This is a genomic window from Hymenobacter sp. 102 (assembly GCF_049949205.1).
Taxonomy (GTDB): Bacteria; Bacteroidota; Bacteroidia; order Cytophagales; family Hymenobacteraceae; genus Hymenobacter.
In genome coordinates this window covers 84061-108543 of record NZ_CP188173.1, presented here as the reverse complement: position 1 = coordinate 108543, position 24483 = coordinate 84061, and the positions used below count along the sequence as shown (strand labels likewise).

Sequence of the window (24483 nt, the reverse complement as noted above, 5' to 3'; positions counted from 1 at the left end):
CCGTGGCTTAGCCAAGCTGCCTGGTGGTTCTGGGGGCTGCGGGCTTGTAGTTTAGCTTATTGGAGTCCGGCCAGTAGCAAAACCCGTACCCCCGTGCCCGGAGCGTCGGTATAGCCCCAGCCCAGGGCTATGACTGACTCCTCTACCCCGCACTGGGCACCGATCATAGCCAGCAGCTGTTCCAGCTCCTGCAGTTGCACCAGCGCATCGGCCTGCTGGACAATGCCCACCAGCACCCGGCCCGGCCGCAGGCCCTGCGCTGCACCCAGCGTCCAGGTTCCCGACCAGAGCTGGGTGGCGGCTTGATGCTGCCAGTCGTCAGCCGTGGCCTGCACCTGCCCCCCGCGTAGCGCCCGCGCCCCGCCCAGCAGCTCCCGCACATGGTAGGCTTGCAGGTTGGTACTTATCGTCCGGCTGGTTAGATCCAGAAGCAGGGAAAGCAACCCGGACCCGGCGGCCGACAGCTGCTGCCGGACCAGCCCGGACGCCTCCTGCCCGGCCCACTGCGAAACAATGTGTTCCAGCTCAGCCCGCTCCCGGGCCAGGTAGGTAGTCGGGGGGGATGAGAGTAAAGCGTGCTCCATACGGTCTTAAAAAGAGGAGTGTAATTCTGAGATAAATCCACAACCCACTGCCGGCAAGGTAATTGGGCGAGTAAAGAGTAGTGGATTTCGACCGAGCACGCTAGCAATAATCGACTGACGGGGTCCTAGAGTATACCAACGAAAGGATAGGGCAGTGTACCAGATAGCGTTGCTGAGCTGAGTAGAATTGGCTGGCCCCTAGCGGACCCACCGCCATGGCAGTATTACTGGCTTTCTGGCGCGGATCTAAGCTACGGGCCCTCGCTACTCCGACAACCCGTATGGATATTATCCTGAATATGGTTACAGTCATAAGATCCGTAAGGCACTTAAGCCCCAGCTCTGGCAACACCTGTGTTTATCTGGAGGTCCGCCTTATCGGGCATCCCCCGGCAGCTCCCAGCCCGTCTGCTCCGCCCAGCGGGTCGCGGCCTGATAGAGCAGATAAAACCCGGGCTCCTTCAGGTAAAGATATCCCGCGATGCTGGCCGGAAACAGCGCGGCCGCCCGCTCTTTCAGCTGGGCGTAGACCCGACTTGCTGCGGGCTCGGCGCGCAGGTAGTCCCGCAGCAACAGGGCAAAGCGGGTGTTAAAACGCCCGGCCTCTCGCACGTGCAGGTGCAGGCGTCGCTGCCCGGCGGGCTCGCGCAGGTAGACCTTGCGCAAGTCCAGGGAGTCCGCGGGCAGGTCGGCAAACTCATCGTACTGAAACCCGGGCCGGAGCTGGTAGCCGGCCCCGGTCAAGGCCTGCAGCAGGGGGGGAATCTGCGTCAGGTCGGCGACCGTAAGCTGCACGTCCAGGACGTCCTTGGCGGCCAGGCCCGGCACAGCGGTCGAGCCGATGTGATCCAGGCGCTGAAACCAGGGTTCCGCCAGCGCGTGCAGCCGCCCGGCCAGGGCCGTAAACTCCTCGGCCCAGCGCGGCTGGTAGGGCAGCAGCACCACTGGCCGGGAGGAAGCAAACGCGGGACTTTGCAACATAGAACGGTGGGGGAAAGAACATGTAAGCTTAGGGGGTTACCCAGCTTACCCCTCCGGCAACGGCAGATAGGGTAGGTAGGCAGTCAGCTCCCCGGCACTGGTAAAGGGCCGGCCCGGGCTTAGTTCCAGCGTGTCCTGCTGCACCCGGAGCTCGCAGAAAAAGGAGTGCAGCCAGTACAGGTTGATGCCGTAGCCCGCCTGCCGCCGCGAGGTCAAATACTGTCCGTACTCCAGAATATATTCGCTCTGTTGCTGCGGGGGCAGGGCCATAAACTCCGGCAGGCTAAGCGTCATCATCGGACTAATAGAGTGGGAAACCGGGCAAATAACCGGGCGAATAAGCAGGTGGGCAGCGGTAACTACATGGCCAGGGGGCGGCCCTGAAGGTAGCTCCTGGCCCGGGCAAACGCAAGCGGGCCGCCGGAGCGCCGAATAGCCGGGGCCGACCAATAGCAAGCCCGACGCGCAGGCGCTATCTTTAGCAGTTGCCTTCCCCCACGTTTTCCCTTTTTGCCTCTCTGCATGCTGCTTTCTACCCGCTTCGGGCGCCTGAGCCTGGCGCTGCCCCTGAGCCTGCTCACCACCGCGGCCCTGGCCCAGACCCCGGCCCTGCTCGATGACTTCAACCGCCCGGACAACGCCACCGTCGGCAGCGGCTGGGTGGAAACCGAGACGGCCGCCCCCACCAGTGTCTCGGTCACCGGTAACCAGCTGCGGCTGAGCAGCCGCTTTCTGGGCCGCGACTTTGCCGTGCGCGACATGAGCGGGCGCTACACCACCACCCTGCAGAGCAACGCGGGCGCGCTGAGCTGGTCCTGGAACATGCAGCAGTCACGACCCAACCCTTCGGGCTTTTTGAACAACAACTACGCCGTGGGCTTTGTCATCGCCGGCAGCTCCCCGGACCTGCTCACGGGTACGGGCTACGCCGTCGTGTACGGCAACAGCGGGGCCAGCGACAGCCTGCGCCTGGTGCGCTTCCAGAACGGGCTCTCCGGCTCGACCGTGCTCAAAACCCTGGCCGCCGTGGCCGTGGCCCCGTTGCCCTCCACCGGGCCGTACTTCACGGTGCGGGTCACCTACTCCCCGGAGGAAAGCACCTGGACCCTGGAGCAGACCCAGAACAACCAGAGCTTTGATGACCCGGCCACCGCTTCCTTCGTGCGGGTGGGCACCCGCTCGGACTCCGTGTACACGAAGACGCCCTTGCCCTACCTGGGCGGGCTCTGGAACCACGTAACCACGGAAACCGAGTACGCCGTTTTCGACAACATCTACACCTCCACGCCCTGCGCGCCCGGTCCGGAACCGACCACCAACGCCGTGGTCACCGGGGTGACGACCACCAGCACGGGCGCCACGTTCACCATCACCCCCGGCAACGGCAGCGGCCATCTGCTAGTGCTGCGCCCGGCCAGCACGACGGGACCCTCACGCCCGGTCGACGGGACGGAGTATCCGGCCAACAGCGTCTACGGGACGGGGGCGGCGCTCAGCCCGGCCGGCTACAGCGTGTACGCTGGTCCCGCCGCGACGGCCACGGTGACCGGCTTGCAGCCCAATACCCGCTACCTCTACGAACTCTTCGAGTACCAGGGTAGGGGCTGCACCATCAACTACCTGCAGAGCGTGAGTATGGCCGGGGCCCTGCAAACCGACCCCTGCCAGCTGGCCACCGCGCCCGCCACCCCGGCAACGGCCGCGACGGCCACGCTTAGCGGCACCAACGGGGCCGTCCTGAGCTGGCAGCCGGGCAGCGGCACGGGCCGGCTGGTCGTCGTGCGCATGGGCCAGGCCCCGACCGCCCTGCCGGTCAGCGGCACGAGCTACGCCGCCAGCGCCTCCTTCGGCAGCGGAGCCGCCCTGGGCCCGGGCGAGTACGTGGTCTCGGCCGGCAGCGGCAATTCAGTTACCGTTACGGGCCTGCCCACCGGGCAGACCCTGTACGCGGCCGTGTACGAGTTTAACGGCACGGGCTGCGCGACGGCCTACCGCACCAGCGGCCCGGCCACGGCCAGCCTCGCAGTGCCCACGCCCCCGGCCGGGACCCGCAACTTCTACTTCGGCAACCTGCACGCCCACTCGGCCTACTCCGACGGCAACCAGGATGCCGGCTCCTCCGGGGCCTCCACGCCTTTGCAGGATTTCACCTTTGCCGATGCGAGTCTGCACTCGGATTTTCTGGGCATTTCCGAGCACAACCACGCCCAGGCGGGCATGAGCCTCGCCAACTACGCCCGGGGCCTGCAGCAGGCCGACCAGGCCACCAACAGCCAGTTCGTGGCCCTCTACGGGATGGAGTGGGGCGTGATTTCGGGCGGGGGCCACGTGCTCGTGTACGGGGTCAACCAGCTGCTGGGCTGGGAATCGGGCAACTACGACGTGTACGTGCCCAAAAGCGACTACCAGGCCCTGTTCCGGCAGATCAACAAGCGCCCCGGAGCCTTTGCCACCCTGGCCCACCCCCAGAGCGGGGACTACAACGGGCTGGCCTCGGGCAGCTTCAATACCCGGGCCGACTCGGCCGTGGTAGGCTCGGTGCTGCGTTCCGGTCCGGCCACGTCCACGAACGTGACCTACTCCAACCCCTCCACCGGCAGCTACGAGAGCACCTACACCACCCTGCTGAGCAAGGGCTACCACGTGGGCATCAGCTACGACCACGACAACCACAATACGACCTTTAACCGCACCACCCCCGGCCGCCTGGTCATCGTGGCCCCCAGCCTGACCAGGGCGGACCTGCTCACGGCTATGCGCCAGCGCAGCTTCTACGCCTCCGACGACTGGAACGCGGAAGTCACGTTTTCCCTGAACCAGCAGCCGATGGGCAGCATTTTGTCCGGGGCGAGCTCTCCGGCCGTGACGCTCGCGGTTACTGACTTGGACGGGGAGGCTATCCGCTCCGTCACCCTGCTGCGGGGCACGCCCGGCAGCGGGCAGCTGGCCCAGAGCGTGGCCACCGTTTCGGGCCCCACGGCCCTGAGCTTTACCGATGCCGGCCTGGCCGTGGGCAGTACGGCCTACTATTACGCCGTTATCCTGGAGCAGGATGGGGACCGGATCGTGACTTCCCCGATCTGGTACACCCGCACCACGGCGACGCCGACCCATGCGGCCCGGCCGGAGCTGGCCTTGGAGCTGTTCCCCAACCCGGCCTCGGGCTCGGCCACGCTTTCCTATTACCTGCCCACGGCCGCTTCGGTAACTGCCGAGGTACTGGATCTGGCCGGGCGCACGGTCACCGTGCTGACCTCCCGGCAGCGGCAGAGCGCCGGCCCGCAGACGCTGCCGGTGCCGACCAGCACGTTGCCGGCCGGGGTGTACCTGGTGCGGGTGCAGCACGAGGGCAATACCAGCGTGCTGCGCCTGCTTGTGCAGCCGTAAGGAGATCACCAGGAATAAAACGAAAGACGCCTGCTATGTAGGGGGGCTTATTACAAAGGGGCGGATTTACACGCTCAACCCGATTATCAGAACGGGTAACCGAAAAACAGCCCGAAAAAGATCGATTCCAAAGTGTACACTGGGTATGACCAGCCTATCAAAAAGGATTTCCTACTTGATAGATATTTTGCATAATCAGCGCTGGTACAGCCAAAATGAGGATTTTGCCCCTTTCCGTATAAATCCGCCCCGTTGCAATAAGAACCCAATAAGGGTATGTTGGTATGCATATCCGATACTTCTTTGCAAAAAGATTCGAACTGCCCACCCTTCTACCCCAGTGGCGCATTCATACCCGATTCCATGAAACATCACGAAGTTGTCGCCGCTATCATCATCAATGGTACGGAAATCCTCTGCCTGCAGCGCGGGCCCAGTAAGTATGATTACATCTCCCACAAGTACGAGTTCCCAGGGGGCAAAGTAGAAGCTGGGGAAACCCGCGAAGAGGCTTTGGTTCGTGAGATTAAGGAAGAGCTGGAACTCGATATTCAAGTGCAGGAGTTGTTTCTGACAGTCGAGCACGAGTACCCGGACTTTAAAATTACCATGCACGGTTTTTTGTGCCGCGCAGGGCAAACCCAGCTTACCCTGCACGAGCACGTTGCCTACCAATGGTTGCCCGCTCACCAACTGCCAAGCTTAGATTGGGCGGCGGCCGATATTCCCTTCGTGTCTAAACTCGTTGCCCAGTAGTATGCTCGCTGCGTCATCCGCTGATTTTTCGGCCTTCTCCACCGAATTACTAGCTAGTCTAACTAAGGGCTTCGTTGACGGGACAGCCACCGCACTTGATGACCATCTTCCCCAACTGCTGGTAAACGATAAAGCTCGGGGTAGGACGGTGCTGAGCACGGTGGACCAGCAGCTCAATCAATGTGATGAATTCTGGTTTTCGGTCGCCTTCGCCACGTCCAGCGGGGTCACCGTTATTTTAAACACCTTAGATGCTCTCCAGCAAAAAGGTGTTCGCGGTCGCGTTCTGGTTTCCCAGTACAACGATTTCACGCAACCCGAAGCCCTGCGGAAGCTGTTGCAGTTTGAAAATATTTGCCTAAGAATAGCGACTACTGGTAATTTTCACGCCAAAGGCTACCTATTCAAAAAACCGTTTGGCTATAATCTACTAATTGGCAGTAGTAACCTTACCTCCAGTGCTCTTCAGCTCAATAAGGAGTGGAATTTGAAGGTGTCGGCCACTGCTAGTAGCCATCTGATGGCGGACGTTCTCGAAACGTTTCAGCAGGCTTTCGATACGGCCACCGTTGTGGACGAAGCATTCATTACCAGCTATGAGCAGATTTACCGAGCGCAAGCAACACTACGGAAGAAGCTCACCAAAAAAATAGCCTTATTGGCTGGCCCGGCCGTGGTGCCCAATACCATGCAACAGGAAGCCCTGGCTAACCTGGCGGCCCTCCGTGACCAGGGTAAGGAAAAGGCCCTGCTGATTTCAGCTACTGGCACGGGCAAAACCTATCTCTCCGCTTTCGATGTACGGAAAGTAAATCCGGCCAAGTTCTTATTTGTCGTCCACCGGACCAACATCGCCAAGGCGGCCATGAAGACCTTTCAACAGGTATTTGGTAACGCTCGGACCATGGGCCTCTACTCGGGAGCTACCCGAGAACGGGAAGCGGATTTCCTGTTCTGCACCGTACAAACTATGGCGCAGGCGCAGGACTTGGCAGAATTCGCGTCGGATCATTTTGAGTACATCGTCATCGACGAAACGCATCGTTCCGGTGCGGCAAGCTACCAAACCATTCTGGACCACTTCAAGCCAAAGTTCCTCTTGGGCATGACGGCCACGCCCGAGCGAACGGATGGCTTTGATATTTTCCAGCAGTTTGACTACAACATTGCCTACGAAATCCGCTTGCAGCGCGCGCTAGAAGAACGCATGCTTTGTCCATTTCATTACTTTGGCGTCACGGATGTTTCGGTCGATAACCAACTAATTGAGGAGGATGCGGCCTTTTCGCTGCTCGTAGCAGATGAGCGGGTGAATCATATCGTGGACAGAGCGGCCCACTATGGTAGTGACTCCGGGTGCACACGGGGACTGGTCTTTTGCCGAACGGTCAACGAATGTGAATTTTTGTCCGAAGCATTCAACCAGCGAGGCTTACGCACTGTCTTTCTAAGCGGCGCCAGTAGCGAAGACGATCGCGCGGCGGCCATTACGCGGCTTGAAAGCGACGAGGAATCCACCCGGTTAGATTACATCTTCACCGTCGATATCTTCAATGAAGGAATTGACATTCCCCGGCTCAATCAGGTCATTATGCTGCGGCCCACGCAGTCGGCCATTGTATTCGTGCAGCAGCTGGGCCGTGGCCTGCGCAAAGCTGAAGGCAAGGAATATCTCACGGTCATTGACTTCATCGGCAATTACCGCAACAACTATCTAGTGCCCATCGCCCTATTCGGGGATACTTCTTATAACCGTGACACGCTTCGCAAACTCATGGCTGCCGGCAGCAGCATGGTGCCCGGCGAGTCCACCGTAAACTTCGACCCCATTGCCAGGCAGAAAATCTACGATGCCATCGACTCGGCGAGCATCAATGGCCGTCGGGATTTGCTCAAGGATTACGACCTGCTGAAGTTTCGGTTAGGTCGTCCACCCAGGATGATGGACTTCCTAGCTCAAGGGGCCCGTGATCCCTTCCAGTACGTCTCACGCTTTGGTTCCTTCTTTAACTGCGCGGCCTTACAGGAAGGTTCTTTGCAAGGGGCTATTCAGGCGGATGGCGTGCGGTTGTTGGAAATGATTTCCGAAAATCTGGCCAACGCCAAGCGGATTGAGGAGGTCGTGATTCTACACTTATTACTGGAGCAGCCGTCCGTAACTTACGACCAAGTGCGCCAATACGTAGCGCACCAGTTCAGTCCCACTACCAGCACGGCCACTTTAGCCTCGTGCCTGAGCAACCTGAATTTTAATTTCCGCCGCAAGCACGAGGACGTGGTATTTGAAAATGCGGGCCGCCTCCAGTTTACCCCGGCGTTTGAGGCGCTACTCGCTAATCCAGTTTTTAAAACATTCTTAGTCGATACGCTGCAGTTTGCCCAGACGCGATACGCCCAATACTGCGAGCAAAGCTTATTTGTGGAGGGGTTCTTCCTCTACCAGAAGTATTCACGGCGCGATGTCTGCCGCATCTTGAATTGGGAGAAAGACGAAAGTGCCACGGTGTATGGCTATAAGGTCAAGGATGGAACGTGCCCGCTTTTCGTCAACTATCACAAGGCCGATGGGATTGCGATGAGCACGAACTACGATGATAGTTTTCTCAGCAACCTAGAATTCAAGTGGATGTCGAAGTCTAATCGTCGCGCAACCAGCCCAGATGTCCAGGCTATTTTGCAATACCAGGCGGGCCTACGGCTCCCCTTATTCATTAAAAAGCACGACGGCGAAGGAGATGATCATTATTACATGGGGGAGGTAATTCCTCAGCTTGATTCGGTTGCTGAAACGGAAATGCGAAATGATGCCGGCGAGCTAAAACCGGTCGTCAAGATGCGCTTTACAATGGTGCAGCCAGTGGAGGAAAGTATCTACACCTACCTTACTGCTCCTCAGACCAGCGAATAGGCGTTGGTGCTACTGATTGCCAGCTTACTCACGTAATAGTCAACCTGTTGTCCAGGCGTGCTGCTTAATTCTTTTCAGCAATCGTTTTATGTCCGCTATTCCCGGTGAGCAAGCCATCGCCACTATTCTCAAGCACGATAAAAAAACCAACAGCTATAAAATAGCCCTGCTGCGGGCCATCAACGACCTTGCGCTCCTTTACCCGGATCTAGCCCGCGCCAACCAGCCGGTGGCCGTGCCCTTGTCGCGCTTAGCGGAACTCTGGACAGCTTATTACTGGCCTTTCGCTGACGATGCCCAGCCCATCTACCAAGGGGCCCGTGCGGTTGTTGACGGCCGGCTGCGCAACGACGTGTCCTTTCGGCCCGCCCTTACCCAGTTGCGGCAGCAGTGGCAGGCGACGGTGCAGCTGCCCGCGCAAGTCGCCGATGGTTTCTTCCTGCTCACGGAGATGCGCACCCCGCGCCGTCGCGCGGGGTATGATTCGGCCCTGCAGCAGGCGTACGCCCAAGCCGTAGCGGCGGCCGCCAAGGCCCTGCTAATGCCCATCCGCTACGCCGGCCCCGGAGAGTGGACGATGTTTGATAAGCCCGCCCGCCTCGACCAGCTGCCCCCGTCAACGCCGGCTCTACCCGGCACCCGTCCCCAGGATACTTGTCTTGTTGTTCCTGCCGGGTTGTGGGAGGCCTTCCACCGCCTCTCGCTCTACGTGGAGGCCCTTTGCCTGCACGAGTGGAGCCTGTTTACCGAAACTGTTACGCAGGATGCTGGTCAACTCGTCACCCGCGGTCAAGTATACACCCTGCTCACCGCTCGCCCCGACAACCGCCGCCCGCTCACCTGGGAGCGTAACCAAGTGGATATCCTCCTCCACGAAAAGGTCCACTTTGTCTGCCCTTGGACGCAAAAGCCCCTCACGCAGCCCGAGCAATACGACCTGGACCACTTGCTGCCCCTTACCGTTTACCCCGTCAACGAGCTCTGGAATTTGCTGCCCGTAGACCGCCACTTCAACCAGCACGTCAAGCGCGACCGGGTGCCGGACGCCCAGCGCCTAGCCGCGGCCGAACCTTTACTGGCGCAAGCGTACGCCCAGTATCAACAGTCGGCTACGCTCCACCGGGTCATGCACGAGGATGCCACTCTGCGCTTCACGGGACTGCTGCCCGGCCCCACGTTTGCTACTCAGCTAGCCACCCGTACCACCCGGTTTATCAACGACATAGCCGCCGCTCGCTATGTCCAGCGCTTTTAACCCATGTTCTACAACAAGCTCATCCGCGATCATATCCCGGCCATTATTACTCAGTCCGGCCGGCAATGCCGCACCGCAACGATGCCGGCAGATGAGTACAACCAAGCCCTGCGCGCTAAACTGGTAGAGGAAGCCCTGGAAGTGCAAGCGGCCCGCCCTGAGGAATTGCTGCAGGAACTAGCCGACGTGCTCGAAGTGGTGCAGGCCCTGGCAGCTACGCACGGTCTTGCGCTCACGACGGTAGAAGCAATGCGCCAGCAGCGGCACCAGGAACGCGGGGGATTTACTCAGCGCCTTAAGCTACTCGAGATATTGCCTGCCGATTCCCGGTCGGACGCTTGAGCCGAAGATTTGACGAAGATTTGGCTAATTCTAGCAGTAGGTTTTACCTTACAGACCCACTAACTCTTGCGCAACCACCCTGCACTGGTATTTGGTGGTGCCCTATTTACCCACAACTATTCATTTTATGGCCGATACGTCTACCCCGTCGCCTCCTGCTGCCCGTCCTGCTAAGCCCAAACGCTCCGTAAAAGTAACGCCCGCCGCCAAGCGGTCCGCCGTGCTTGATGAGCTAGCCAAGTCCGCTCACCAGAACGGGTACAAGGGATTGAAAGTAGCTAGCTTGCTGGGATATTTCGGCTACCAGAAACGCAGCGAGGCGAATCTGCGCCTCATCACCGAAACGCTGGCTGCTCGCAATCTGACGGTCTATCCGGCCTTGAGCATGTCGCTCAAACTCAGTCAGAGTGTCCGGCTCTACTGCTTTCCGGTGGAATGCCTAGGCGACTTGTTCGACGAGGGAGAAGCTGCCCCCACTTCTGCCCGTAAACAGTTGGAACGGGGACTGGAATCCTACATCGAGCAGCAGAATCTATTTGGGAAACTCGGGCTCAGCAAGCCGCAACGGCAGTTTAGCCCCGCCTTTACCCACGACCGGTTTGATTACCTATGTCAGGATGGGCAGGGTAATCCCGTAGTGCTGGAACTCAAGCACGCTGGCGGCGGAAAATCAGCAGTGGAGCAAGTACTGCGTTATATCGGCATGCTTAAGCAGGCCAACCGGGACTGCTGCGCCCGTGGTATTCTGGTTACTGGGATTCGGGACGTGGATACGGCCAAAGCGCTGCACGGGATGACCAAGGCCCAGCAGGCCGAGCTGCAATGGTACTTGTATCGATTTGATAAGAATACCGGCGCGTTGGATTTTGAGCTGGTCAGCTACGACTTTATTGAAGAACAGCTTTGTCAAGACCGGCAGCCCTCTATTGTCATTGGCTAAGGGACGTTATACCAGTAAAGCCTGCTTATCCCAAACCATCCATTCAGTGTCCGCATCATTCACTTCCCTGCGTATCTGCGCAAGCATAACGGGCTTGTGCCTATTGCTACAGCAACCTGTCTCAGCTCAAGGAGTAAAAACGTATCAAGGTGCCTTTAGAACCAAGCATCTAATGGGTACGGCAACCTACTCCTACGTCCCGGCGGCGGATGGGTCCCGCACGTTTCAGGGGCCTTTCCGCTTTACGGCGGCTGATAAGCAATCCACGATCACCGGAGGCTTCGCCAGCAATGTCAAGTCAGGCCCTTGGCGCATTCAACTCGTTAATCAACCGGTGGCGTCAATGGTCGTGGATTACCGGATTTCATGCGTTGCAACGGGCTCCTTTCTGAAGGGACAACTGACGGGTCCTTGGAGCATTACCCGAACCATAACCGCCAGTGCCGCCGATAATATCTATAGTCGTCAGGTGCAAGCGCAGGTAAACAATGCGTCCCTGCTTACTGGAAGCAAGCCGGTTTCACTCAGCGGAAAGCAGCGCACCTTCACGCACAATACTAAAGCCGAATTCACTCACAATCAGTTTACGGGCACGTTCTCGGACACTCGCCCGCAGGACCATACAACGCTAACGGGCCATTTCTCTACTCAGGGATATTGCCATGGCTCCTGGCTGTACGGGTATACGGAAAAGGGGATTGCTTTTCAGACTACGTACGTATTTGACCAGGGCATTCTCACGCGTGTCGTTACCAGAAATACATCCACTGGTGAGACCACGGTAGTGCAGGACGAGAGCAAGCTAGCGGCAGCGTTCTTGCAAAAGCTTCCGGCTGATTCGAGCGGTGTCCTGGTGGATGAGAAGTACTACCGAGTTGAAGAGCTAGATCCTCATCATACCGGTGGACCAGTAGCGAAAGCACTGCGGGGATGGTTTGGGGCCGGCAATGTGGTAGAGGCTTCCCTAGCCAATGAAGTTATGCAGGGCACGCTGCCTATCCGCCTGCCATTACGGCGCTTAGTTGTCGATGAGCAGCGTTCCAGCCAAGCAGCTTCGCTTCGCAGGGCCCAACCGACGCAGGCAACTCTAGACGCGGACCAGCAGCAAGAAGAACAGGCTAGCGGGCAACTAGCGGCGGAAAGTGCGTTGGAAAGTCGGCAGCAAGCGCGGAAGGACTCGGTAGATGCCCAAAATCGGCAACGTGAGCTACTATTAGCAACTGATTACGGTCAGCTCGGTTCCAGTATTCGGGATGCGTACAAGCAGTGGGCAGAGAAACAGGAATTCGAAACGAGTGATCAGGTGCGGGTGCGGGTGCAACAAAAGGGGGAAGCGGAGTTCGCCAATCTCGTGACCTCGCTCACGGCGGCGGCAAAAACGCGGTATCTAACCCGTTACCAGGGAACTACCGCCAACCTGAGCCGCTACGACGCGGATAAGCAACAGTTCATTGTGTTGCTGGAGCAATCTGACTACGCGCCGCGCAGTGGATTGAACGATACCATCCGTATTGATATGTCGGTAGAAACGGCAAAGAAGTTAAGAGGCGCGTTAGCTGGCACAAATCAGCCCGGGCAAATATTTCATTCTACCCCCATCTTTCAGCCAACTGAAGCGGCGATAGTCAATAATACCTGGACGGTCACAAAAGGTGTTCTCTTGTTCGGCTTTTCACCAGCTGCCATGCGCTGCCTCAAGGATCTAAAAGCTGATGATGAACGAGCAACGCAAGTACAGTCAACGGATGGAGTTACCTATCAACTAAACTGTGCTTCCTGCGCCTGCGTGAACCCAATTCAGGTGAAAAGCTTACGGGATGACTTCCTAGGCGCGGACTTGACCGGCAGCATCATTGCCGAGCCGTCACCGCAGCGCCCCGTTGTCGCTCCTGTCCGGCCCAGTGTTGGGGCAATCGGAGTCGGTGTGCTAAGCGCGGCAGTACTTGGATCAAACCACGCGATTGTACCTTCGAGCAAAAAGAAAGCTGCTCCGGTCGCCCCAGCCCACCTTCCTACGGTCGAACTATTTCAAGCGGAATGGCGGTCTCCTAATATTTCAGGAGAAATGATTCCCTTCACCCCAGCTAATGTGGGCGTAAATCAATAACTCGACTTCTCTAACTAGAGTTGCCGGGCTGCTATCAGCACCTGCCGCGCACTTGCCTCGGCCCCCCCCCTGCGCTACGTAGGGAGCTAACTCCTGAGAAGACCTTTACATACACCCGCTCACGTGCACCAGAACTGGGCTGGTGGCCTACGTGCTTGCCCCGTTGAAGTCAACATGCCTCATTCTTTCATTTTCACTACGAGTGGGCTATAATACCAGGCTAAGCCCTGAAGCGAAGTAAAAGACTGTTCAGTTGCAGACGTTACGTAAGCGGGATCTGCAGATAGCTAAGGGGCAGTTTGTACGTAACTTCTAACTTCTTCAGATACTCTTCTACTTCTGGGGTAGTGGGGTGAAAGGAAACGATTACTAATTCACGCGACAGGTCATTTGACGTCCAATGGGCATATTCCAAAAGTTGACCTAGTGCTTCCCGAACGCATGCTTTGATGTGTGGATACACCTTCACCTCGTAAAAAACCAAACTCCCGTCTGGGCGCTTTCGCACGACATCAATCCGAGTGCCATATGGTTCGATAAAGGCTTCACTGCTGATAGTCTGTCCTGCATATTTTTGTTTAAGCCACGTAAATAGTTGATCCTGCACTTTATCGTGCAGGCCGGCCAACTCTATCTGTTTTCCTTGAGTCTGGCGTTGGCGGGTAGCCTTCCGCTTTTCAGGTTTATCCTTGAAAATGACGTGTGCGCCTTTTTCTTCTTTTGATTTCGATTTGACAGGCGGCTTCCTGTAATCGTTGAACAATTTGTAGCGGACACTGGCGGTCCATTCACTGATATCATCAATCAGCTCCAATCCATCGGCGGTGTCCGGGCGCTCTACATCTTCTGGCCGAAACCTTACATTGAATGGCCCCGGTGCATAGCTGCCCATTTCAATATTGCCAGTCCCACCGGCCTCGACAATCTCCTGCTGCATATCATCCCGCCACCCGTTCCGGAGATAGACTCTCTCCGCCTTCTCTCGCTCCTGCTTTGTAAGGACATGAGCATTCATGAGGCGTCCTACATAGTAATACTCTTTCGTTGCATCGTTTCTGGTGAACAAGCGAATATTGAAGCTTCGTCCTGCATGCGTAGCTTCTTCGTTGACGCTATTTAAGGCTTGTAGGAATCCGTAGTGATAGCCATCAATCAGCCGTTCGTAATCAAATAGCCATTCCTCCGCGCCAAACCCCGCAACATGGCCACTTTCGTGACTGGTAGCGGTGGTACTTTTGCCAACCGGTCCGGAAGGACGCTGCCAGCCCAACGTGTTCCAGCATACGCGGGCGAGCTTGTTTTTACCCGGCTCCTGCCCGTGCCATACATGGGCAATTGCCTGCTCGTAAGTAGCGGCATGTTTTGCCATGAATTGTTTAGTCGCCTTAACTAGCCGCTTCCAGTCCCACTCCTCTAGATCCGCCATCGTTACGCCAACCCATTTAGATTGGGGCGCAAGTTTCTGCTGGTAGTCATCAAAGCGAGCAATCTGTTCCTCGTTTAGGGCGCCAGTGCCAGCTCGTCGACAATCCAGCTTCCAGCCTAGCTCTTTCGAATGCCCATCCACGCCAACGGTAAAGAACACGCCGTACTGGTCGTGGTCAGGACGTAGCAGGCGTGCCCACGTGTAGAAGCGATAGACCTTCCGCATTCGCTGGCGGCCATCGGCTCCACGTTTAGTCTTCCCGGCCTGTTTGGTTACGGAGCGCCGGCTGATCATTTTTAACTCGTCGGTAGCCAGCAACTCTCCCCAGTGCTTGGTTTTGGCCCAAACGGTATCCTTTAGCTCACTCTCAATCTGCTTGTCCCGTTGAGAACCTTTGTACTCCTTATCCGCATAGGAATGTAATAATTCAAGGTCTGATTCCGTAAAGAATTCCATACTTTAGATTAGTGGGAGGTAAGCTGCAAGCCAGCTGCTACTAGTGCCCTGTTCCAGGCCAACGAGCCCCTAGCCAACAGAATATCTGTTCTTAATTAGAAAACTATTGCTCGCATAGGGACATTCTGAATGATCGTCCGTCGGTGTTGTTCATTTTACCTAAGTAGCACTTTTCTGCTGCTGCCTTAGTCAAGACACAGGATGCCGTTTGCTCCCCATCCGTGTACTCAATAAGCCTCATTGTACCATCCTGCTCCAGTTGCCCTTCTAAACGATATACTTTAGATGGGCGACTAAGGTAAAAGTAAGAGCCAGAGATTTCGTTATTGCTTATTTTAATGTCATAAGCAGTAGTAAGTTTGCCAACGTTGCCTGTATATCTAGTGGTTAACGCAATTTCTTTATCTTCAGTATATTCTAAGGTGTCATCTGCATTTCGGTTCTGAGAAGGATCAGAAAGTGGAATATCAGCAGTCATTGTACTAGATGTCGATGGCTCTGATACGTAAGAGTTATCAGCTGTATTAGATTCATAGTTGTTGCTTGATGAGTAAGAATAATCTGATTTCCTCCTCCAGTTGAATCCTTTTCCGCTACACGAAGCACAGGGGTTTCCTTTAGTATTAGGAATAAGAGCTAAATCGCGCAAGTAGCGGCCTGTTCCTTCGCAGGTTGAGCAGGTTAATCCCCTTTCATAACCTTCAGGAGCTGATTCTTCCGTAGATGTCGACGTGGAGGACGAGCTATCATTGGAGCAGCCATCAATGAGGAAAGCAAAGACAACAAATGAAATAGTGGTCTTGAGTAATGTTTTCATATTGGTAAAGATAGTTGCTAAACCTTACAGATAATCACTAAAGACATGTATATTTTTTTATCTTTAATACATTGACAAATGAGATGATAATTTATTTTATGGGGCTATTTTTGTAATCAGATTCGATAATTAAATATCAGATATATGTCAAAACAGTCCAATCATTCATTGGTGATTGAACTTCATGTTTGATTATTAAATTGACTATTATTAGGCTGGTATTTGCTGATAAAGCATGTTTTTATCTATCTACTCAGTAACATAGTGTTTGAAAAAACAGTTATTATTGTGATAAATCAAGCGAATTGCGATATTTGTGGATATGTTTAAATGACTTGGGAGCTAAAAAAATACTTAATGGGGTAGTTTTATATAGAGAGAATAAGTAACTCATTCTCGGGTCGAATATCTGATTTACTGAGCTTCATTCTAAAACCTGTGCAATAGGCTGCAGTTATCGAGGTGCACGCTAACTTGTGACATATTCTAGCGTTCTACTTGCCTGCTTCCTCTAGCTGTTACTGTTAGTCTTTCCTGATGCCAGATAACCCTCTATTTGAGCTTGATTTTGCTTTACAACGCGCTGCCCGATTAGTGCTGGCCAAGAAACAGGCTGTAACTACGCTGCTGGAGTGGGAGTTGGGTATTTCGCGTCAGGAAGCCGCCTTACTAATGCAGGCGCTAGAGAATGCAGGAATCATTGGGGCGCCAAACTCACTTGGAGCGCAGCACGTCTTGGTAAGCAGCGAAGCCGAATTAGAACAGTTGCTGGCCACTCCTCACGCCGCTAGGAAGAACCGGGATGCACCAGATGCTACAGCGGATGATTTCTCGGTGCGCGAGTTATTGGCGTACTTCCACCCGGTAGCAACGACAGAGTCCCGGCAGGCTCGTGCGAACGAGGAAAGGCCGCCAACCGGATTTGTTGTCCCCCCCACACGAGATCCATTGTACGGCGAAGCTGTGCAGCTCGTCGTAGCTGCAGGCAAGGCGTCCCCCACGCTGCTTCGGCAGCAGTTACGCGTTGGCGATCCCCGCGCTCGACGGATTTTAGCGCAGCTAGAGTTTGCACAAGTTATCTCGCCTGCGGCTACGACCGGTATTCGCCAGGTACTTATGACCCCTGGTGCGCTTGCGCACTACCTCAGTCAGTTGCTGCCACTTGCCGCGGCTGAAGCTAACCCCGTATACAGTCAGATTGATTCCCCAGCCGGTAGTTCTGAGCCGACGGTCGCTCCGTCTGTTTTACCTGCTGCTGCTGCTGTCATTCCGACACTAACCGCATCGCCGGCGTATTCCCAATCTGCTGATTCTCCATCGCAGGCGGCCCAACGACCATCTAAGACAGTAACTGAGCAACCTATTGCTGCGCAGCCAGAGCCGAACATCCGAATGGGATTTGTGCTGCTGGGTCTGGGCCTAGTTTTGATTCTGGGAGTAGCGTGGGGTGGATACCGAATGGTTAAAAGTGTATTCACCAGCCAGCCGGCTGCGATGGCAGTCGTAGCAGTCGGTACGCGTCCATCCACGACCGCATCAGCGACAGCAGCCGAACCAGTGCGCCAGCGTACGCCCGTGTCTATCGTGGAAGACACTCTGTCGGCTGCCCCAGTAGTTCAGGACAGTGCAGCACAGGTGCTGGCCACGCAGCCCGCGGCGCAGCAAGATACCGTTGCAACCAGTTTGCCATCGCGTCCGGTCCCTAGTCGGGCACGGGTAGAAACAGTGCGCCGGCCGGTAGTAGCGTCTAGGGCGGCTAACGCAGCTGCTAGCCCCGCGGCGCGACCCGGCGGGGATGGGCCGCAGCCACTGCAACTTTCTGCAGTAGTAGTCGCGGCTCCGGAGCCCGGCGATTCACCCGCTAAGCAGAAAGTGCGGCAGGTACTGGCCGCCTTGTACGCCGACCTGCAGGCCCCGCCTTTCGCGGCCGAGAACCATTTCGCGTCGCAGGTGCAGCGGTACAAGAATTTAACCAACACCACGCCCGCCGCCATCCACGTTTACTTGCAGGAAGGACATTTCTCGGAACGCCGCGATGCCGTTTTGCAAGTTGAACCGGGTTCGCTGCGAGTTTCTGAGCCAGTACGCGATGGGTCCCGCCACCTGCAGTACGTCGAGGTGAGTCGGGCGTACTTGGTGCACGGGCGCCGCTACCAACGCACGCGCACCAGTATCCGGGCTACCATGGATGCTCAATTTCACCTGATCCTGCTCAAGCCCGAGCAACTGCTGGAAGAAACCCTAGAGTAATGGGTCGAGTGCCTACAGCTTCTTTACATGCTTGGCTGAGACCCAACCGAAGGAGCCATCGTAGTTTACTTCGTACCAGCGCTCCATTGGACCAGCATCCGTTTGTACGGTACTGTCAGTTATAACCTTAATGGTCTCAAAGTAGGGAATCTTGGCCGCTACCTCCGCCGAAGTAGCCGGCTCTTCACGCATGTTTAGCCCGGTTTTAGAAGTGACGCGCACGGAGTAGAGGGTGGGCCGGGAATGCAGGGCTATCCAAGCAGCCATTGCCCCGAACACGTAGCTACCGCCCCACCATAGCACGCCCAGTACCGCCAGCCATTTCAGCGGGCGCTTGAATCGGGCGACAAAGTAACCGAGTCGGAATGCTGAGCCGGGGGGGGATTGCGGCGGCCGCACGGGCGCTTTCGGCGCCGCCGGCCGCGCGGTGACGGGGGCTGCCGGTCGGCTCGCTACAGCCGCTGGCTTGCTGGTGGCTGCCGGCCGGGCAGTTGGGGTTGTTTTTGCGGGGGGCGGTACGGCGGCGGGCGCGGTAGCCCGCGGCGCGGCTGGACGAGGAGTGGGCGGAGGGACTGGCCGGGCGGGCGGGGGAGCCGGGCGGGAAACGGGGGCCGGGCGTGGTGGAGCTGGCCGCGGTGGGGCGGGAGTGGGTTCCAGCGAGGCGTCGTATTGCGCTCGCCGAGTTGGATCTAGCAGCACGTCGTACGCTTCTTCCACCTCATCGGGCAAGCGAAATGCCAATGGATTCGCCTGCGAAGCCGCGATCTGCTGGTACGCTTCATGAATTTGCTCCCGGGTGGCTGAGCGAGCTACCCCGAGTAGGTCGTAGTGCGTTTTCACAACAAAGTCAGTTCAAGGCGCTCTTCCGCACCAGCTCTTACTTGGTTAAATTGGTGCAGAGCTGCGTCAGCGCATCTCGGATGGGGAGAAAGAACAGGGGCTGCGTGAGTTTGCGTTGATTCTCACTTTTGCCAGCCAAATCCTTCGCCAGGCGTTCAATGCCCGCATCGAAACTGTCCTCCAGACGCTGGTGCATAAAATCATACACCACGACGGGGTCGTACTGGATTCGCATCTTTTCGATGATATCCGTAACCTCTTCGTTACGCAGCATAAACTGCAGGAACGTGTGCACGTTATCGAGCACGCCCTGGCGCAGGCTTGTCGCCTCACTGAGCAGGGTACGCTTGGGCAGCTCTTTGCCGTCCTGCGGACGATAGCCAGCAAAGTACCCGCCTTCCTGCTGATCGGCAGGGTCAGGCTTGTTCTCCGCCATCCACAAGGCCGCCCCGTAGGCCGTGATTTCCTTTGGTTCGGGAGCCAGCTTGAGCAATTCGTACGGGTTGCTAGTTTCCGGCATCTTGGCGCCCGAGGAGAATTCCAGGATGCGCCGCGTGAGCTGGGTGAGCTGCTGCAGGCGAACATCTGGGTCAAGCATGCGCAGGTATAAGCTACCCTTACCGCTAAAGGCCAGGTAACGCGGTAGGGCTAGGTTATAGACCTTGCAGGCCTGGCCGATATAGTAGATAATAGCCGCGTAGTGCAGCAGCAGCACGATGCGCAGGTTGTGGGCGCCGGCGATGGTTTCGGTAAACTTCAGCTTATCGTACGTGAACAGCAAGCTGATGATTTCCGTGGACGGGACGGGCGAGGTCGTATTCGAGCGCGAAGCCGCCGACTCAATGACAGCCCAGGCCGCCTTAGTGGCTTCCTGCCGACCAAATCGCTGCCCCAATACCTGCTTCATGTAATAGCGCAGGAAGCCATTTTCGAGCTGCCCGGCCCCCGTGGTTTTGTCGCCCCACAGCACGTCGCCGGCAAACTGGAAGGAAAGCGCAGCCTTCGTTACCGGACTCTTACCGGGCGCCGTGCCCTCCAGCAGCAGGATGTCGGTGGTGCCGCCGCCAATATCAACGGTTACCACGTTTTTGGTGTCCGAGGGCACGATGCGCTTATCATCACCGGGTAGATTCGCGTACTCTGAGCTGAGGTACTCGAACGGTGCCCAGGACTCGCTCAACGAGCGTATCCGGGTTGCCGCTTCATAAGGGCTCGAGGCGAATACGCGGCTAAATTCTTCTAGCCAGATCCCGTTGAAGGCGGCTTCGTCCATTAAGCTCAGCGGCCGCGACCATACCAAGCGCGTTTTGTGCACGTCACCACGGTTCAAGGCCACCTCATGCTTAATTAGCATTAGTAGCTCGCGGAAAAAGGCGCGCAGCCGTTTGTTGCCCAGCGAACTTGCCCCGCTAGTCTCCCATTTAAGATTCGTCTTATAGGTGCGGATAGCCTGGTTTTGGTCGGTTTCCTGGTCATAGGCGTGGTAGAAACCGACGTTGATGTCACCAAATAGCATCCAATCGCCCCCGTCCAGGAAGGACGGAGCTTCGCAGCTGACCGTCCGCAGCGGAAAGGAGGCGATGGCTCCTTTGGAATTAATCAGCCCCGGAACAAACTCCCGGTGCAGCACGGTTTGCAGCGCGGCCAAGAAAGCGGCAACGGCAGTCTTGGTAGAAGCTTCTTCGCCCTCGGGCGTTATCTCGCGCAGGGATTTGCTGAGCGTGACGCTCTGCCGGTCGGTTTCCTCCACCCGCAACGGCACTGGTACACGGTCCTGGTCGGTGACGTAGGCTACGTGCGTGCTGGTCGTACCGAAATCCACACCGAACGTAAATTCACGCCCACCGCCCAGGGTCGTAGGTGTTCCATCTGCCTTGGCGTACCCCTGCCACCGGGGCACGAGCAGTGAGGTGGCGGCCGGGGCCTCGGGGCGCACCGGGGCGTGCTCCAACTGAATATAATCGAAAGCGGTGTTTTCGATCTGGTAATACACCGTCGTGGGCAGAGCCTCGGTTTGCTTGGCCGGATCGGAAGACGTAGTGGAATTGGACGGTTCCACGCGGCGCGTCCGCAGCTGACGCCAGTATCCGGGCTCCTCGCTGGGCTCCGCTAGCGCCGCGCCCCGGTCTTCCACGGGCGTAGTACCGTTATAGAAGGATAAGCGAGCCGGCTCGTGCGGGGCATTATCCGCCACCTGCACAAAATACAGGTTATTCAGGCTGCGGTCGTCCTCGCCGGTGAAACGCAGGAAGGGAAACAGGGCCGCGCCTAGCTCGGCATATACTTTACCCCCTTTATCCTCTTTCTCGCCCGGACCCACGGCAATGGCCGGCTGCAGATCGCGCAATCTTGGGGCGCTGGCGGAGCGGACGGTATACTCGCGGGTGTAGGTCGTGAGCCGGTCGCGCTGCCGCGGGTTGCGGCCCACGGGAATCGAGAGGGTCACTACTACCCGGGTAGGGTAGATAGTAAAGCTCAGGTACTGATCGAGGTCCGCGGGCAAAAAGTACGTAAACCAGCGCTTGCGAAGTGGTAACAAGAACCGGAACGGGTGCTGCTCGGGCGTTGCGCCGCCGGCCCACTGCACCTTGCCGTAGTAGAAGCGCTCGGTGTCAGCCTCGTACGGCAATTCAACCAAATACTCTTCCAGGAAGTCGTTAACTGTCAGGAATGGATACTTTGTACCAATCGTCTCCAGTACGCGCTCCTCCAGATTATCCTGGGCGTAACCCCAGGCAATTTTGGTGCGGTCGTCCGCCGATGTACCGTTAAAGTAGTTGGTGGTGCGCAACTCATCGTGCCCTGGCTTGAGCACGAGCGGGGGGCGCCCCGTCTGCGGCAGGGAGGGATTCGCCACCAAAAACCAGTCACTGGTATCGCGCTGATCCGCGAGCCGCTGCAGGAACACGCCGGTTACGGCTTCGACCCGGGAGGCCGCCGTGTCTTCCAGTTCCTTGAACTGGTTTTCCAGGTGATTGAGTTTGTCCGTGTCGTTTTCCAGATCGTTGTAGACCTGCTGGTTCAGCGAGTCGTACATGGCTTTGCAACGGGTACGCAGGGACGCGTTGCGGATAAAGAGCCAATAAATGTATTCCTGAAAAGCTTGCGGGCGGCGGCTAAGCGAGATAATCTCCGCGTCAAAGTAGAAGCCCTGGTTGCCTCCTGAGCTGCGCCGCTGCACTTGCAGGGTGCGCAGCTTCGCTACGTCTGGCTGCACGAACACGAGCGTCAGCGGGGAGGTAGCCCCCAGCAGCAAGCGCTCGTTGGTGGCCGTATTGACGGCCCAGATAAGGTAAATCGTTCGCAGATCCGCAAACTGACTGTCTTGCAGAAATAATCCCAGGGTATCCCCCAACAGACGGGAGCGGGCATTGAGTCCCTTATCGGTGAGCGCGGTGAGCTGTTCGTCCCGGCGCCACGAAGTGAAGTCAATGCGGTAGGCATCAGTGGGGCGGCTGAAGAACAGCAGCTGTAACAGGTCCCAGCACTGGGAAACTAGCGCGTGCGAGTGCGTATTGCCCTCCGGATTGTTCTTGACGAATCGGAAAGCAGCTTCCAGCAAGTGTAGTCGGCCAAAAGGCGTCGGAATGGCCGTGGAGGAGCGCTTAGGAGCACCTTGGATATCTTCCGGCAGACCATTTTCCAACTGGACAGAGTTGATTTCACCCGTGCGGCGCCAGCCAGTAAATTCGTCGCGTTGACGGTTAACGACAGTTAATATAGTTCTAGGCATACAGTAAGAAAGGGAGGAGCGCAGGCCGCCACGTGAAGATCAAGAAGGGGATGAGGCTGGACGAGGCCGTTAGTTAAGCCAGGGCAGGGCCCGGCTATGTTCTTTGCTTAGCAACTCCTGGGAAGTGTCATGAAATGCTTTCAGGAACACGCGCGGCCCGTCGTTGTCAGCCACTTGCTGGCGGATGGCCGCGTCTAGTTTGGCCCGCACGTGCTTGCGCCCGATTTGATCCGTGTTGAGAAAACCCTTCTTCAGTTCGTGGCCGGTGATGAACTTATCAAAGTCATTCTGGTCGATGTTGAAGGGCGAGAAGCTGCGGCTGTTGCGGGCCAGCTCCCGCAGCCAGGCAACAAAGCCGCCATCCTGCGGGCGTTCACCCACGTTACCGGGTCGATCCAGGTCAAAATCGTACAAAAAGCGCCGCAGCTCTTTAAAGAAGACGCTCTGGTTCCACGCCCGGGATGCACCCGTGAACTTGGCGTAATCGGCCGATTGGGTATCCTCAAAGTGATGGGCCAACCACATGGACAGAAACTGAAACCGGGCCAGCGGACCGCCAACCTGCGAAAGGGTCTGGGAGGCATCCAACGAGCTAAAGGTCATCTGAGCCTCGTCCTCGGCACTGAATTCAAAGAAGTTGTCGTTGCGTTGCAGTTCCTCCTCGGTGAGCTGGGTAAAATTGACAACGGCCAGGGCGCCAATGAGCTCGACGAAGTGGGCGTCGTTGCGCTGCGTAGCTCCGCCCTCACTGTTGCGGGTGAGGTGAGTGCTGCGGTCGCCCAGGTAGTACAACGCGTTGAGCTGGTGCTGTCCATTGGGACTCTTTAGGCCTTGCTCGTAGTAGGAGAGGGCCGCTTTCGTCTTGGTGTTGAACAAGGACGAGTCAATGGCACTTTCCTCGCTGGGCTCTAGCTTAAAGTAAGGCAGGAGCGTCAGTGCACCGATCTTGGCCTGGGTCAAGCGTTCGCCGGCCCCGGCGAACACGCTGGGACTCGTGCGCATGTTCTTGAGCAGAATAGGGAAACCGGCAGCTCCCGTGCCCCCGAAAATGGACGTGGCAAAGAAGATGCGGTCACCGGGCTGAAAACGGGCGGCAAAGTGCTGCAGCTCCGGGGCGTTCTTGAGCTGATTCAGCACAATGCTGCCCACGTTTGGACTGCCTTTGAAGCCGACTTCTAACGACTCCGACAAGCTAGCCGGGTCAAACAACAGATCCACCAAGGCCCGGCTCTCGGCGGGGAGCGTATTCTGCCCAAGCCAGTCGCGCAGCTGCAACTCCATGTCCGTGAAGGCAAATTCGTAGGAGTTGTTGATGGCCGGGTTGGGCTGACCATCGGCATTCACGCCCAACGTGACGATTTCGGTGCCGAAGAACTGCCCTTCGCCTGGGCCTTTTTGTTCCGTGCTTTTCTCGGCGATTTCGCGCCGAATTGCCTGGTAGGTTTCCAGCAGACGGATCGTGCGCCGTTTGTCGGCATTAGCCGCGTCCGGATCGATCACGAACGGGACCACCTTGTTAAACCCGTGGCCGAGCTTGACGCCGGCCGCCAGCAGCATGGTCAAGGAACGAATAATGCGCGAGCCGGAGCCGCCAATTCCAAATAAGTACAGAGTAGCCATCTACAAACTGAGTAGGCGATAGAATAGCAGTTAAGCCCCAGCCAGGGGCTTAACCACAGGAAGTAGTCAACAGCAAACGGG

The 24483-nt window shown here is 57.2% G+C and carries 16 protein-coding genes and 2 pseudogenes; 9 read left to right on the top strand and 9 right to left on the bottom strand.

Annotation, left to right across the window (positions count from 1 at the left end; genetic code table 11):
* Nucleotides 1-56 precede the first annotated feature (56 nt).
* From ACN19L_RS23145 to ACN19L_RS23135, 3 genes are all read right to left on the bottom strand, one after another.
* Complete coding sequence (locus tag ACN19L_RS23145; RefSeq protein ID WP_426491296.1) at nucleotides 57-584, bottom strand: hypothetical protein; 528 nt, start codon at nucleotides 582-584, stop codon at nucleotides 57-59.
* Between the two features lie 375 nt (nucleotides 585-959).
* Nucleotides 960-1565 carry a GrpB family protein gene (locus tag ACN19L_RS23140; RefSeq protein ID WP_426491295.1) on the bottom strand — a complete coding sequence of 202 codons (606 nt, stop codon included), beginning with the start codon at nucleotides 1563-1565 and terminating at the stop codon, nucleotides 960-962.
* Between the two features lie 45 nt (nucleotides 1566-1610).
* Nucleotides 1611-1862 (bottom strand): hypothetical protein, encoded by a 252-nt coding sequence (locus tag ACN19L_RS23135; protein ID WP_426491294.1) that lies wholly within the window; start codon nucleotides 1860-1862, stop codon nucleotides 1611-1613.
* A 225-nt stretch (nucleotides 1863-2087) separates the two neighbouring features.
* On the opposite strand from ACN19L_RS23135, the gene ACN19L_RS23130 reads away from it, so the two are divergent.
* From ACN19L_RS23130 to ACN19L_RS23100, 7 genes are all read left to right on the top strand, one after another.
* Nucleotides 2088-4952, top strand: a complete 2865-nt coding sequence (locus tag ACN19L_RS23130; RefSeq protein ID WP_426491293.1) for a T9SS type A sorting domain-containing protein — start codon at nucleotides 2088-2090, stop codon at nucleotides 4950-4952.
* A gap of 363 nt (nucleotides 4953-5315) precedes the next feature.
* Nucleotides 5316-5708, top strand: a complete 393-nt coding sequence (locus ACN19L_RS23125; RefSeq protein ID WP_426491292.1) for a (deoxy)nucleoside triphosphate pyrophosphohydrolase — start codon at nucleotides 5316-5318, stop codon at nucleotides 5706-5708.
* A gap of 1 nt (nucleotide 5709) precedes the next feature.
* The gene (locus tag ACN19L_RS23120; protein WP_426491291.1) at nucleotides 5710-8616 is read left to right on the top strand and encodes a DUF3427 domain-containing protein; all 2907 of its coding nucleotides are present in this window, start codon (nucleotides 5710-5712) and stop codon (nucleotides 8614-8616) included.
* Nucleotides 8617-8704: 88 nt separating this feature from the next.
* The gene (locus ACN19L_RS23115; RefSeq protein ID WP_426491290.1) at nucleotides 8705-9871 is read left to right on the top strand and encodes an HNH endonuclease domain-containing protein; all 1167 of its coding nucleotides are present in this window, start codon (nucleotides 8705-8707) and stop codon (nucleotides 9869-9871) included.
* 3 nt (nucleotides 9872-9874) lie between these two features.
* On the top strand, nucleotides 9875-10213 hold the full coding sequence (locus ACN19L_RS23110) for a nucleoside triphosphate pyrophosphohydrolase (RefSeq protein WP_426491289.1): 339 nt from the start codon (nucleotides 9875-9877) through the stop codon (nucleotides 10211-10213).
* Nucleotides 10214-10340: 127 nt separating this feature from the next.
* Nucleotides 10341-11153 carry an endonuclease NucS domain-containing protein gene (locus ACN19L_RS23105; protein ID WP_426491288.1) on the top strand — a complete coding sequence of 271 codons (813 nt, stop codon included), beginning with the start codon at nucleotides 10341-10343 and terminating at the stop codon, nucleotides 11151-11153.
* Nucleotides 11154-11199: 46 nt separating this feature from the next.
* Entirely contained in the window at nucleotides 11200-13260 is a 2061-nt protein-coding gene (locus ACN19L_RS23100) for a hypothetical protein (protein ID WP_426491287.1), read from the top strand.
* A 262-nt stretch (nucleotides 13261-13522) separates the two neighbouring features.
* On the opposite strand, the gene ACN19L_RS23095 is transcribed toward ACN19L_RS23100, so the two are convergent.
* Entirely contained in the window at nucleotides 13523-15142 is a 1620-nt protein-coding gene (locus ACN19L_RS23095) for a hypothetical protein (RefSeq protein WP_426491286.1), read from the bottom strand.
* A gap of 103 nt (nucleotides 15143-15245) precedes the next feature.
* Nucleotides 15246-15959 carry a hypothetical protein gene (locus ACN19L_RS23090; RefSeq protein WP_426491285.1) on the bottom strand — a complete coding sequence of 238 codons (714 nt, stop codon included), beginning with the start codon at nucleotides 15957-15959 and terminating at the stop codon, nucleotides 15246-15248.
* A 537-nt stretch (nucleotides 15960-16496) separates the two neighbouring features.
* Here ACN19L_RS23090 and ACN19L_RS23085 point away from each other — a divergent pair.
* A pseudogene (locus tag ACN19L_RS23085) lies at nucleotides 16497-17069 on the top strand (DNA translocase FtsK); the annotation flags it as partial.
* Between the two features lie 762 nt (nucleotides 17070-17831).
* Complete coding sequence (locus ACN19L_RS23080; protein WP_426493622.1) at nucleotides 17832-18209, top strand: hypothetical protein; 378 nt, start codon at nucleotides 17832-17834, stop codon at nucleotides 18207-18209.
* A gap of 12 nt (nucleotides 18210-18221) precedes the next feature.
* On the opposite strand, the gene ACN19L_RS23075 is transcribed toward ACN19L_RS23080, so the two are convergent.
* From ACN19L_RS23075 to ACN19L_RS23060, 4 genes and pseudogenes are all read right to left on the bottom strand, one after another.
* Nucleotides 18222-18476 carry an SH3 domain-containing protein gene (locus ACN19L_RS23075; RefSeq protein ID WP_426493609.1) on the bottom strand — a complete coding sequence of 85 codons (255 nt, stop codon included), beginning with the start codon at nucleotides 18474-18476 and terminating at the stop codon, nucleotides 18222-18224.
* Nucleotides 18477-18884: 408 nt separating this feature from the next.
* A pseudogene (locus ACN19L_RS23070) lies at nucleotides 18885-19049 on the bottom strand (DnaJ domain-containing protein); the annotation flags it as partial.
* A 37-nt stretch (nucleotides 19050-19086) separates the two neighbouring features.
* Complete coding sequence (locus tag ACN19L_RS23065) at nucleotides 19087-22782, bottom strand: hypothetical protein (protein WP_426491284.1); 3696 nt, start codon at nucleotides 22780-22782, stop codon at nucleotides 19087-19089.
* 69 nt (nucleotides 22783-22851) lie between these two features.
* Nucleotides 22852-24402, bottom strand: coding sequence for a hypothetical protein (locus ACN19L_RS23060; RefSeq protein WP_426491283.1), 1551 nt, complete (start codon nucleotides 24400-24402; stop codon nucleotides 22852-22854).
* Nucleotides 24403-24483 lie beyond the last annotated feature (81 nt).